Consider the following 12,351-nt stretch of genomic DNA (forward strand, 5'->3'; position numbering starts at 1 on the left):
TGGCTTCGTCACCGCGTGTGATTTTGCCCGTGTCCCAAAGGCGCTCCAGTCCGGACACGGTCGAAGGGCGGCTGGACCGGCTGAGACGCCCCCAAGTCGAAGCATTCGGTCCGGCCGCCCGCGTTTTCCCGGTCAGAGATGATGATTGTCGCAGGCCGCGGTACGGGTGTACTGGTCCTTGCGTCCCAGGCTCTGGGCGCTATGTAAGGTGCGTACCCGGGGGGCCTACTTAGAGAGACTCCATGAAATTCTTGATGCGTTCGTCGTCGCTGGCCGTTTTGGCCTTGGTCGTCACCGGCTGTTCCACGCCGCCGCCCGTCCCGCTGAAGCCGGGCGACCTGCCCGCCGGCTTCACCGCGCCGACTACGCCGGAAATGGCCAGCGCCCCGGTCTGGCCGGCCGCCGACTGGTGGAACGGCTTCAACGCGCCGGAACTGCCGCCGCTCGAGAAGACCGCCCAGGCGGAGAATCTCGACCTCCTGGCGGCCGCCGCGGTCGTGCTCCAGGCGCATGCCAATACCGGCATCGCGGGCTCGGCCCTGTTTCCGTCGCTGGGCGCGACGGGTCAGGCGCAGCGGAGCGGGACGAAGATCAACGGCTCGTCGGGCGGCGGCGAAGTCACGAACAATACGTTCGGCATCGGCGCGCAGGCGAGCTATGAGGTCGACCTGTGGGGCCTCAACCGCGACGAGCTGCATGCCGCCGAACAGTCCGAGCTCGCGGCACGCTATGCCCAGCAGACCGTGGCGCTGACCATCACCTCCGACGTCGCCAACACCTATATGGACGTGCTGGCGCTGCGCGAGCGCGTCGCCATCGCCAAGGCGAACATCGACGCCGCCAAGCGCATCCTCACCATCACCGAGGCCAAGGTGACGAACGGCGTGTCGTCCAACCTCGATCTGGCGCAGCAGCGCGCCCAGGTGGCCGGCGAAGAGGCCGCCGTTCCGGGGCTCGAGGAACAGGAGCGCGAGGCGCGCTACGCGCTTGCCATCCTGCTCGGCCGCGCGCCGGAAGGCTTCGACGTGACGGCGGTGAACCTCAACGGCATCATGGCGCCGGCGGTCAGGCCCGGCCTTCCCGCCGCCCTGCTAGAACGCCGTCCGGACGTCGCCCAGGCCGAGGCGCAGCTTCTGGCTGCGCACGCCAACCTGGATGCGGCGCGTGCCGCCTTCCTGCCGCAGATCGGCCTTACCGGAAGCGTCACGCAGCTTTTCGACCCCTCGACCCTCGCTTGGAGCATCGGCGCCTCGCTGCTGCAGACCATCTTCGACGGCGGAAGGCTGAGTTCGGAAAGCGACCTCGCCCGGGCGCAGCAGACCCAGTTGCTGGTCGAATACCGCAAGGCGGTGTTCAGCGCGCTCAGCGACGTCGAAAGCTCGATCGGCCAAGTCTCGTCGCTGACCGACGAGGAGCGCTTCCTCACCGTCGAAGTGACCAATGCGCAGGAAGCCTATCGCATCTCCGAGCTGCAATATCGCGAGGGCGTGACCGATCTTCTGACCGTGCTGCAGACGCAGCAGACGCTGTTCACCGCGCAGGACCAGCTCGTGCAGGTCAAGCTGGCGCGGCTCCAGGCCTATGTCTCGCTCTACCGCTCGCTCGGCGGCGGCTGGACGGTCGCGACCGATCCGAACGCCGCGCCGGACACGGGCTGGAGCCCGCTGTAGAAGATCGCCTCTCCCGCACCGCGGGAGAGGCAAATCCTCACTTCACTGGTGCCCGATGATGCGGCGCGTCTGGTAGCCCTTGGCCAGCGCCTTCACCTCGTCCGGCGTCAGCTTCACCTCCACCGCGGCGATCGCGTCGTCGAGATGCTTCATCTTGGAGGCGCCGACGATCGGCGCCGAGACGACCGGCTGGTGCAGCAGCCAGGCGAGTGCGATCTGCGCCGAGCTCACGCCCTTATCTTTTGCGAGCGCATCGACGCGGTCGCGGATGTCGTAATCGCTTTCCAGGAAAGCGCTCGGCGTCAGGATGTTCGCGTCCGATTTGGCCCGCGTCGTCTGCGCCTCGCCGTCGCGGCTGCGATTGCCGGCGAGGAAGCCGCGCGCCAAGGGGCTCCACGGGATCACGCCGATGCCGGCGTCGCGGCAGAGCGGCAGCATCTCGCGCTCTTCCTCGCGATAGACGAGGTTGTAGAAGTTTTGCATCGAGACGAATTTCGCGGCGCCGGTCTTTTCCTGGGTGTGCAGGTATTTCGAGAACTGCCAGGCGAACATCGAGGACGCGCCGATATAGCGGGCCTTGCCCGAGCGCACGACGTCGTTCAGCGCCTCGACGGTCTCCTCGATCGGCGTGGTCGGATCGAAGCGGTGGATCTGATAGAGGTCGACATAGTCCGTGCCGAGCCGGCGCAGCGAATTGTCGATGCCCGACAGGATGTGCTTGCGCGACAGGCCGCGGTCGTTCACGTCGTCGCTCATCGCGCCGCAGACCTTGGTCGCGAGCACGATATCGTCGCGCTTGGTGAAATCCTTGAGCGCCTTCCCGACGACCTCCTCGCTGCGACCGATGGAGTAGACGTCGGCGGTGTCGAAGAAATTGATGCCGGCTTCCAGCGCGCGCTTGATGAATGGCCGTGCCTCTTCTTCGCCCAGAACCCAGTCGCGCCAATTGGGCGAGCCATACGTCATCGTGCCGAGGCAGATGCGCGAGACCTTGAGGCCGGTGTGGCCGAGACGTGTCGTTTCCATGCGATGTCCTCATGCTTGCCGCTGCGGCCAAGCCTAGGACGATCGGGCGCGCTCAGAAACCGAAAATCTTTCCCACGATTTTCGGCAATAACCCTTCGAACACCAGGGGCGCGTCGGTCACCGCGAGATTGATGCAGGCCGAGCCCGGATCGGCCACCGGCTTGTGACGGATGTCCGGCGTGGCCGATTGCACGTCGCCGACGCGATAGTTCCCGTTCGCGTCGCTGTAGCCGCCTGTCAGTACCAGCGTCCATTCCTCGCCGCGATGGGTGTGCGTGGCGACACCGGCGCCCGGCACGGTGCGGATCAGCCGCGCGCGCGCCTTGCCTTTGGTGGGAAGGGAGAAATAGGCGATCCCGGGCGCGATGCGCCGCCAGCCGATACGCGCGAAGTCGCCGCCCACATAGGGCCGCAGCGGCGCGGGAACGTCGCCCGTCGATCGCGCGCCACGGACGATTTCGGCGGCCGGTGCGTCGAGCCGCGCGAGCAGGGACCGGTACGCGCCCTGCTCGAGCGCGACCGGCGCGACGTCGGCCAGCAGCGAGCCGCCCGCGGCTTCCGCGTCCGCGACGACCGCGCGGCAATCGGAACACAGCGCCAGATGCGTCGCGACCAGAAGCGACACGGCCTCGCTCGCCGCGCCCGCGGCGTAAGCGAGCAGAAGCTCCTCGCCGGGATGATGGACGATGCTCATGGCCCGTCTCCCAGCTGGAGGCGCAGCCGCGCCATGGCGAGGCGGATGCGCGACTTCACCGTGCCGAGCGGCAAACCCAGTTCGACCGCGATGAGACTGTGGGGCTTCTTCGCCAGAAAGGACAATTCGATGATCCGCGACTGCTCGCGCGGCAGGCCGGCGAGCGCGGCGCGCAGCCGGTCCTCCGCCTTGGCCCAATCCATCGTCTCGTCGGCCGAGCGTTCCGCATCGGGCAGGAGCGACGGGTCGCTGGGATCGGGCTCGGGACGGCGCTCCTTGCGGATCGCATCGATGCGCAGGTTCCGCGCGATGGTGAAGATCCAGGTCGAGGCCGAGGCCTTCGCCGGATCGAACATCGCCGCCTTGCGCCACACCGCGAGCATGGCCTCCTGCGCGAGATCCTCCGCCACCGCATTGCCGGCGCCGAGCCGCATCAGATAGCCTTTCACGCGCGGCGCGAAATGATCGAACAGAAGCTGGAACGCAGCCTTGTCGCGCACCTGCGCCACCCGGACCACCAGGGCGTTGAGCCGCGCCGGATCAGCCGTCTGCGTCATTACCGGCCGCCGCGCGGGACGCGCCGCCGTCCAGCCCGTCCGGGCGACGGGAACTGTCCAGGTGCCGGAAAGAGTCGAGGCATGGCCCATCATAGACGTATTTACGGGGACGGACCGTCGGCGGATCAGCGGAAACATCCTGGTAAGGGAATGGGCGCCAGTATGGCCGGATGGACGGCCGGAAATACGTCTCCCTCGACGGCCTGCGCGGCGTCGCGGCACTGGCGGTGGTGCTCTACCACCTGCCGGGGCCGCTGCACGCGCTGGCGCCGCGCGGCTATCTCGCGGTGGACCTGTTCTTCCTCTTGAGCGGCTTCGTCCTCGCCGGCGCCTATGAGGCGCGGCTGCGCGCCGGCCTCGTGCCCGGCGCCTTCCTGCTGATCCGGCTGAAGCGGCTTTGGCCGGTCTATGCCGTCGGCGTCGTACTCGGCGTGTTCGTGTTCTCGCTCGTGCGCGCGCTGTGTCCCGAAGCGGGTTTCGCCTTTCCGCATGAGACGATGGCGCAGGCGATCCTGACGAGCCTTCTCTTCCTGCCGCAATTCGCCGCCTATGGCGGACCGGCCTTTCCGTTCAACGCCGCGTCCTGGTCGCTGTCGGTCGAACTGTTCGGCAATCTCGCCTATGCAGCGCTGGCGCGGACGCTGCGCGCGCCGCTGCTCGCGGCGCTGATCTGTGTCGGCCTCGCCGGGGTCGCGCTCGTCGCGCTGAAGACGGGCACCCTCGATGTCGGCGTGTCGCCGTCGAACCTGGCGGGCGGCTATATCCGCTTCCTGTTCTCGTTTCCGGCCGGTATCGCGTTGTGGCGGCTCGAAGCGGCGGGCAGGCTCCCGACAATGCGCAGTCCGCTTTGGCTCGCCTTCGCGGCGGCCGCGTTCGCTTTCTGCGGCGGCGGCGGCGGCGCGGCGCGCGACATCGTCACGGTCGTGTTTCTGTTTCCCGCGATCCTCGTCGCAGCGCGCGGCAATCCGCGTTCGGCACGGCTCGCACGCGCCTTCGCCTGGGCCGGCGCGGTGAGCTATCCGCTCTATGTCCTGCATCCGCCCCTGGTCGTGGCGCTGTCGGCGCTGGCGAGCCCGTCCGCCCTGCCGCTCGCCTCGCTCGCCGTGCTCTGCGGCACGATCGCCGCCGCCGCGCTTGCCAATCGCTATTTCGATCGGCCGGTCCAGGCCTTGCTGCGCCGGCCGCCGCAAGCTGACGCTGCGACAATCCCGGCCCGTGGCGGCGCGGATTGATTCGATCCCGTCCCGCTTGTAGAGCCTTGGGATCGCCATTGCGGAAAGCCATCGATGAGCATCAAGGGCAAAGCCTATGTCATGGGCGCGTTCGAGCATCCGACGCGCGAAGCCCCCGACAAATCGACGCCGCAGCTTCACGCCGAGTGCATGCGCGGGGCGCTGGCCGATGCGGGGCTGACCAAGGACGACATCGACGGCTATTTCTGCGCCGGCGACGCGCCGGGCTTCGGCGCGCTGTCGATGGCGGACTATCTGGGGCTGCGCAAGCTCAGCCATGTCGATTCCACCGAGACCGGCGGCTCGTCCTACATCCTGCATGTCGGCCATGCGGCGGAGGCGATCGCGGCCGGCAAATGCTCGGTGGCGCTGATCACGCTGGCCGGAAAGCCGCGCACCTCGCCGCCCGGCGGCGGACCGCGCGGCAGCGGCGGCTTCGCGGCGGCGCCGGAAGCCGGCTTCGAGAACCCCTATGGCGGCTCGACGCACAACACCTATGGCATGTGCGCGGTGCGGCACATGCACGAATTCGGCACGACCAGCGAGCAGCTTGCCTGGATCAAGGTCGCCGCATCGCATCACGCGCAGTGGAATCCGCACGCCTTCCTGAAGGACGTCGTGACGGTCGAAGACGTCGTGAACTCGCCGATGATCGCCACGCCCTTGCATCGGCTGGATTGCTGCGTCGTCACCGATGGCGGCGGCGCGCTGATCGTGACCAGCCCCGAGGTCGCCAGGCGCCTGAACCGGCCGCGGGTAAAAGTGATCGGCGCGGGCGAGGCGCCCAAGGGCACCTATGGCGGCAAGGTCGATCTCACCTTCTCGGGCGCGGCGTGGAGCGGCCCGAAGGCCTTCGCCGAGGCCGGCGTGACGCCGACCGACATCAAATACGCCTCGATCTATGACAGCTTCACCATCACCGTGCTGATGCAGATCGAGGATCTCGGCTTCTGCGCAAAGGGCAAGGGCGGCGCCTTCGTCGCCGACGGCAATCTCATTTCCGGCGTCGGCAAGCTGCCCTTCAATACGGACGGCGGGGGCCTCTGCAACAACCATCCGACCAATCGCGGCGGCATCACCAAGGTGATCGAGGCGGTGCGCCAGCTACGCGGCGAAGCCCACCCCAAGGTACAGGTGAAGAACTGCGATCTCGCCATCGCGCACGGCACCGGCGGCTCGCTCGGCACGCGCCACGGCTCGGCGACGCTGATCCTGGAACGGGAGTAGGACCATGTCAGACGCCAAACCCGCCGCGCGCAAGATCGCCGCGCCCGCCGTGAACACCGAGACGGAGAAGTTTTGGAAGGCCGCCGCAGAAGGCAAGCTGCTCTATGGCTGGTGCCTCGCCTGCAGTGAGGCGCATTATTATCCGCGCAGCTTCTGCCCGTTCTGCTTTTCCGACCGCGTCGAGTGGCGCGAGGCCAGCGGCGCGGCGACCGTCTATTCCTATTCCATCATGTACCGCTCGCCGACCGGGCCCTATACGATCGCCTTCGTCGAGTTAGCGGAGGGTCCGCGCATCCTGACCAACATCGTCGATTGCGACTTCGAGAAGATCGCCGTCGACGCGGCCGTGAAGCTGGTGTGGAAGCCGAGCGACGGCGGCACCCCGGTTCCGCTCTTCACGCTGGGGTAAACGCCACCACGTCCTGCCGGTGTCATCCTCCGCGAATGCGGAGGACCCAGTTGACGCCTGCACCACGCCTACGGGCATGGTACCGTCGTCACCTGGGTGGCCCGCATTCGCGGGCCATGACAATCTGTTTTGGGGCAGCAGATGAAAATCCTTGCAGCACTATTGATCCTTGGCGCCGTCGTCACCGTCGCCTATTGGGCGAACTATTTCATCGCGGGCGATGTGCGCGTGCTACAGGACGATTGGTACAGCGCCTTCGAGGATTCCTTCCCCGTCGCCGATGGTTGGATGGCGCTCTGCATGCTGCTCGCCGGCATCGGCCTATGGCGCGGCACGAAGAACGGCGCGCTGTTCGGCCTGATGGCGGGCAGCGCCCTGATCTATCTCGCGGCGATGGACATCACCTTCAACATCGAGCACGGGCTCTACGCCCTGCTGCCGAAATCCGGCCCCATGATCACCGAGGCCTGGATCAACGCCTCCTCGCTGGGGCTCGGAGTGGCCACGCTGATCATGAGCTGGCGCGCCGCGACGCGATCCGGCTGACCTATCAGAACAATTCCGGCTGATCGTTCGGCTTCGGCGGCGGCGGGTGCTTGCCGGCTTTCTCCATGTCCATCGGCAGATCGGACGGCTTCAGCATCGCCTTCAATTCGTCCGCGGTCGCCGGCTCCTCGCCCAGCCATTTCGCCCAGTCCGCGTCGTCGATCACTGCCGGCATGCGGTCGGTGATGGTGGCGATCAGAGGATTGGGCGGCGTCGTCACCATGGCGAAGGTCTCCAGCGGCACGGGCCCCGGCCCGTTCCAGCACTCCCAGATGACGGCGATGGCAAGCGTGCGCCGCCCGCGCGGCGTGACGACATACTGTTCGGTCTTCTTGGGCGTGATCTCCTTGCCTTCGTTGAAGGAGTCCACGATCACCAGCCCGCGGCGGCGACGGAACGCGTCGCGGAAGGTCGGCTTGATGTCGACGGTCTCGGCGCGGGCATGGATGAACTTGGTGCCCGCCATCGCCTGGTCCGGCGCGTCGGCGGGGACGAAGCCCCAGCGCATGCGCACGGTCCCGCGCCCGCCCTTCGCGCCCAGACGGAGCACATCCGCGAACCGCATCGGCGTGACGGTCTGCGACGACGGCGCGGAGAGCGCGCGTTCGTCCTCCGCGTCATTCAAGCCCTGCGTGAACTTTCCGCACATTTGCACGCGACCGAAGAATCGCCCTTCCCTTAGCATATGGTGAGCCGCAAGGAATGGGACAGGCTGGCGAAGGACTTCGAGCGCGAGGTCTGCGACATCACGCGCGAGACCAGAACCGGCACGATCGCGCGGATCGTCAAGGCGCTGCCGCTCTCGGCGGAGACGTCCGTGCTGGTCGATCTCGGCTGCGGCCTCGGCACCTTCATCGCGCGCTATGGCGGCCTGTTCCGCGAAGTCCATGGCGTGGAACACGCACCCCGGATCATCGCGCGGGCCAAAGCCAGTCTCGGCCGCCGCGACGGCCTCACCTGGACGACATCGGGGCTTCCGCCGGCGGCGCGGAAGATCGGCCGGCGCGCCGATCTCACCGTCTGCATGAACGTCGTCACCATGCCGGGCGCAAAGACGCGCGAGAAAATGTGGAGCGCCATCGCGTCCGTCACAAAGAGGCACGGCCACGCACTGATCGTCGTGCCCTCCATCGAATCCGACCGCATGGTGGAACGCGTCGCCTACGGCACCTCGCGCGCCGAAGCGCTCGCGGCGGCGCCGGACGGGCTCGTCGACCGCGGCGGCAGCCGTCAGAAGCACTTCGCGCGCGCGGAGCTGCGCGACCTGCTCGCGCGCCACGGATTCCGCACCGCGAAGCTGCTGCGCGTTACCTACCCGTGGCAGAAAGAGGGCCTGCGCAAGCCGCGTAATGCCGGCGCGCGCCTGCCTTGGGACTGGCTGGTGCTGGCGGAGCGCCTGTAGCGCCCGACACGAAAGAGCGCGACATGGCTACAATCGCGCACAAATACGTACAAGACGGTCCACCGGAACTTTTCGAGACTGCCCCTGCAAGTCTCGCTTTCCAGCGGTCAGATCGGAACGTCCCATGTCGAACGGTGGATTTTCTGCCACGCGTCGCAATCTTCTGATGGCCGCCGCCGCCACGAGCGGACTTATCGCCGCCGGAATTCCGGTGGCCGCCCCGGCATCGCCCGCCACAACCTCAGGAGAACATTCCATGGATTGGGTCAAGACAAAGGACGGCGTGGACATCTATTACAAGGATTGGGGTCCGCGCGACGCTCAGCCCATCGTGTTCAGCCATGGCTGGCCGCTCTCGGCCGATGATTGGGACGCGCAGCTTCTCTTCTTCCTCAACCATGGCTATCGCGTGATCGCGCATGACCGGCGCGGCCACGGCCGCTCGTCGCAGGTCAGCGGTGGCCACGATATGGATCACTATGCCGACGACCTCGCGGCCGTGACGGAGCATCTCAACCTCAAGAAGGCGATCCATATCGGCCATTCGACCGGCGGCGGCGAAGTCGCCCGCTATATTGGCCGTCACGGCGAAAGCCGCGTCGCCAAGGCGATCCTGATCAGTTCGGTGCCGCCTTTGATGGTGAAGACGCCGGGCAATCCCGGCGGCCTGCCCAAGTCGGTGTTCGACGACCTGCAGGCGCAGCTCGCCGCCAACCGCACGGAATTCTACCTCCAATTGGCGTCGGGGCCGTTCTACGGCTTCAACCGGCCGGGCGCGAAGGTCCTGCAATCGGTCATCTGGAACTGGTGGCGCCAGGGCATGATGGGTGGCGCCAAGGCGCATTACGACGGCATCGTGGCGTTCTCGCAGACCGATTTCACCGACGATCTGAAGAAGTTCACCGTGCCGACGCTGGTGACGCAGGGCGACGACGACCAGATCGTGCCCTATGAGGACGCCTCGGTCCTGACCGCCAAGATCGTCAAGAATGCGACGCTGAAGATCTACAAGGGCTTTCCGCACGGCATGTGCACGACGGAAGCCGCGACGATCAATCCGGATCTGCTGGCCTTCATCAAATCCTAGAGGCGCCTCACCGGCCGATCCGGCCGGTGACCGGCATCGAGCTCGTCAACCCGCCATCCACCGCAAGGTGCTGGCCGTTGACGTAGCTCGCCTCGTCGCTCGCCAGGAACAGGGCGGTGTAGGCGATCTCTTCCGGGTGGCCGTAGCGCTTCAGGGGATTGAGCTGGCCGATGCGATCCTCGGTGCCGCGCTGCTTGGCGTAATCGAAGATCGGCTTGGTCATGCCGGTCTCGATGATGCCGGGGCAGATCGCGTTGACGCGCACATTGGTGCCGGTGAGATAGTTCGCCGCCGTGGTCACGAGATTGATCACGCCCGCCTTCGAGGCGGAGTAAGGCCCGCCGCCGGCACCGGAGCGGATGCCCGCAACCGAGGCGGTGCAGACGATCGAACCCTTCTTGTTGGGCACCATCACCCGCGCCGCATGCTTGATGGCGAGGAACACGCCGATCAGGTTGACGTCCAGCACCTGGCGCCAGTGATCGGCCGTCAGCTCGAAGAAGGGCGGCTGGCCGCCGCCCGAGACGCCGGCATTGGCGTAGATCGCGTCGAGCTTGCCGAACTCGCGGACCGCGGTGTCGACATAGTTCGCGGCGTCCTCCTCCTTCGACACGTCGGCGACGAGGCCGAGCGCGGTGCCCCCCGCCTCCTTGATCGCTTTCACGGTGTCGTTCACCGTCTCGACCCGGTCGACCGCGACGACGGAGGCACCCTCCGCCGCGAAAAGTTTCGCGCTCGCCCGTCCGATGCCGCTCGCCGCGCCCGAGACGATGGCGACCTTGCCCTTCAACCGATCCATGACCTTCTCCCTGTTATCTCTGAGGCCGAGCATGGCGCCTATGCCGAGCCCGTCAAGGCCGCGATTTGGCGGGGCACACGCCCTATGCGAAACTGCCGCCGGGACATTATCGAACCGTAACATGGCAGCGCGACAGGCCGTTCTCGGCATCGACCGGGGCGGCTTCCACTTCGGCGTCACCAAAATCTTCGAGAACGTGTCGTTCCTGCTGGACGACGCGCGCACCGCGCTGGTCGGCGAGAACGGCGCGGGCAAGTCGACCCTGCTGAAATGCCTGGCGGGCGAGCTGGAACTGTCGGCCGGGCAGATCGTCAAGTCGCGCGGGTTGCGCGTCGGCACCGTGCCGCAGGAAATCCCGGAGGATCTTGCGGAGGTGCCGGTGCGCGCGATGCTGGAACGGGCGCTTCCGCCCGACGCGCGCGACGACATCTGGAAGGTCGACGTCCTGCTCGACGAGCTTCGCATCCCGCCCGAGACCGCGGAGAAGAATTTCGGCGAACTCTCCGGCGGCTGGCAGCGCCTGATGCTGATCGCCGCCGCCAAGCTCGGCGAGCCCGACATCGTCGTGCTGGACGAGCCGACCAACCATCTCGACATCGAGAACATCAACAAGCTGGAAGCCTGGCTGGCGGAGGACCGGCTGCCGATGCTGATCGTCAGCCACGACCGCGAATTCCTCGGCCGCACCACGACGCGCACGATCTTCCTGCGCAAGGACGGCGCGCATGCCTTCAAGGCTCCCTTCGCAACGGCGCGCGAGGAACTGCTCCAGCGCGATGCGACGGCCGCGAAGCACCGCCATCTGGAGGAGCGCGAGGTCAAGCGGCTGGAAAAGGTCGCGGCCCGCTACAAAGCGTGGGGCGTGCTCAACTCGAAATTCCACAAGAAGCAGCAGGCGACGCAGAAGCGCATCGCGCGCATCGAGGAAGACGCGACCGAGGTTTATCGCCCCAAGAACCGCAAGCTGGAGCTGAACGACGAGGCGATCGATGCCAAGGTGGCGCTCAGGCTGTCAAACCTCGTGGTAAAGACGCCGGATGGCGCGCGCACGCTGATCGCCATCGACCGTCTCGTGATCGCCGCCGGCGAGCGCGTCGCCCTGCTCGGCCCGAACGGCAGCGGCAAGTCGACGCTGCTGAACGTGCTGGCGCGCGCCTTCGATCCCGATCAGGAGCACTATGACGGCCGCGCCCCGGTGCGGTTCAATCCGGCGACCAGCCTGGTCTATTTCGACCAGCGCATGGCGGACCTGCCGCTCGACATATCGCTGCGCGACTACATCTGCGAGGTGAAGACGGTGAACAACGCCCAGGCGGTGGCGATCCTCGCCAAGGCGGGCTTTCCCTTCGAGCGGCTGGACGACAAGATCCGGAAGCTCTCCTATGGCGAGCAGTCGCGGCTGGTCTTCCTGCGGATGAAGCTGCTCAAGCCGAATTTCTATATCCTGGACGAACCGACCAACCACCTCGACATCGAAGGCCAGGAAGACCTGGAGGAGCAGCTCGAGGAATCCGACACGACCTGCATCTTCGTCAGCCACGACCGCTATTTCACCCGCACCGCGGCAACCCGGTTCATCGAAATCCGCAAGGGACGGCTGGTCGAGGTCGAGGACCCGGACGCGTTCTTCGATGCCCAGGTGGATTAGGGAATTTTCCACCTTACTACCCAAACGTCATCGCCGGCCTTGTGCCGGCGACCC

The 12,351-nt window shown here is 66.8% G+C and carries 13 protein-coding genes; 8 read left to right on the forward strand and 5 right to left on the reverse strand.

Annotated elements, in window-relative coordinates; translation table 11 throughout:
• The first annotated feature begins 242 nt into the window (after positions 1-242).
• Positions 243-1,670, forward strand: a complete 1,428-nt coding sequence (locus WDN01_10655) for a TolC family protein (GenBank protein MEJ0026477.1) — start codon at positions 243-245, stop codon at positions 1,668-1,670.
• A 42-nt stretch (positions 1,671-1,712) separates the two neighbouring features.
• Here WDN01_10655 and WDN01_10660 read toward each other — a convergent pair whose 3' ends face one another.
• The 3 genes from WDN01_10660 to WDN01_10670 are packed head-to-tail and all read right to left on the reverse strand — an operon-like array spanning position 1,713 to position 3,947.
• Positions 1,713-2,696 (reverse strand): aldo/keto reductase, encoded by a 984-nt coding sequence (locus WDN01_10660; GenBank protein MEJ0026478.1) that lies wholly within the window; start codon positions 2,694-2,696, stop codon positions 1,713-1,715.
• A 52-nt stretch (positions 2,697-2,748) separates the two neighbouring features.
• On the reverse strand, positions 2,749-3,390 hold the full coding sequence (locus tag WDN01_10665) for a ChrR family anti-sigma-E factor (protein ID MEJ0026479.1): 642 nt from the start codon (positions 3,388-3,390) through the stop codon (positions 2,749-2,751).
• Positions 3,387-3,947, reverse strand: a complete 561-nt coding sequence (locus tag WDN01_10670; GenBank protein ID MEJ0026480.1) for a sigma-70 family RNA polymerase sigma factor — start codon at positions 3,945-3,947, stop codon at positions 3,387-3,389. Before WDN01_10670 ends, WDN01_10665 begins: the two co-directional genes overlap by 4 nt.
• Before the next feature lie 170 nt (positions 3,948-4,117).
• Here WDN01_10670 and WDN01_10675 point away from each other — a divergent pair, with 170 nt between their 5' ends.
• From WDN01_10675 to WDN01_10690, 4 genes are all read left to right on the forward strand, one after another.
• The gene (locus WDN01_10675) at positions 4,118-5,179 is read left to right on the forward strand and encodes an acyltransferase (GenBank protein MEJ0026481.1); all 1,062 of its coding nucleotides are present in this window, start codon (positions 4,118-4,120) and stop codon (positions 5,177-5,179) included.
• A 54-nt stretch (positions 5,180-5,233) separates the two neighbouring features.
• Positions 5,234-6,406: a thiolase domain-containing protein gene (locus WDN01_10680; protein MEJ0026482.1), complete on the forward strand. Its 1,173-nt coding sequence runs from the start codon at positions 5,234-5,236 to the stop codon at positions 6,404-6,406.
• Between the two features lie 4 nt (positions 6,407-6,410).
• Entirely contained in the window at positions 6,411-6,815 is a 405-nt protein-coding gene (locus WDN01_10685; GenBank protein MEJ0026483.1) for a Zn-ribbon domain-containing OB-fold protein, read from the forward strand.
• A 141-nt stretch (positions 6,816-6,956) separates the two neighbouring features.
• A complete protein-coding gene (locus WDN01_10690) occupies positions 6,957-7,361 on the forward strand; it encodes a hypothetical protein (protein MEJ0026484.1) in 405 nt (134 codons plus the stop codon).
• A gap of 4 nt (positions 7,362-7,365) precedes the next feature.
• On the opposite strand, the gene WDN01_10695 is transcribed toward WDN01_10690, so the two are convergent.
• Complete coding sequence (locus tag WDN01_10695) at positions 7,366-8,046, reverse strand: SOS response-associated peptidase (protein MEJ0026485.1); 681 nt, start codon at positions 8,044-8,046, stop codon at positions 7,366-7,368.
• A 3-nt stretch (positions 8,047-8,049) separates the two neighbouring features.
• Here WDN01_10695 and WDN01_10700 point away from each other — a divergent pair, with 3 nt between their 5' ends.
• Entirely contained in the window at positions 8,050-8,763 is a 714-nt protein-coding gene (locus WDN01_10700; GenBank protein ID MEJ0026486.1) for a class I SAM-dependent methyltransferase, read from the forward strand.
• Between the two features lie 256 nt (positions 8,764-9,019).
• Complete coding sequence (locus WDN01_10705; protein MEJ0026487.1) at positions 9,020-9,850, forward strand: alpha/beta hydrolase; 831 nt, start codon at positions 9,020-9,022, stop codon at positions 9,848-9,850.
• Positions 9,851-9,857: 7 nt separating this feature from the next.
• On the opposite strand, the gene WDN01_10710 is transcribed toward WDN01_10705, so the two are convergent.
• The gene (locus tag WDN01_10710) at positions 9,858-10,649 is read right to left on the reverse strand and encodes an SDR family NAD(P)-dependent oxidoreductase (protein MEJ0026488.1); all 792 of its coding nucleotides are present in this window, start codon (positions 10,647-10,649) and stop codon (positions 9,858-9,860) included.
• A gap of 121 nt (positions 10,650-10,770) precedes the next feature.
• On the opposite strand from WDN01_10710, the gene WDN01_10715 reads away from it, so the two are divergent.
• Complete coding sequence (locus WDN01_10715) at positions 10,771-12,297, forward strand: ABC-F family ATP-binding cassette domain-containing protein (protein MEJ0026489.1); 1,527 nt, start codon at positions 10,771-10,773, stop codon at positions 12,295-12,297.
• Positions 12,298-12,351: the final 54 nt, after the last annotated feature.

Origin of the sequence: Rhizomicrobium sp. (assembly GCA_037200985.1) — a bacterium.
In the GTDB taxonomy this organism is placed as follows: domain Bacteria; phylum Pseudomonadota; class Alphaproteobacteria; order Micropepsales; family Micropepsaceae; genus Rhizomicrobium.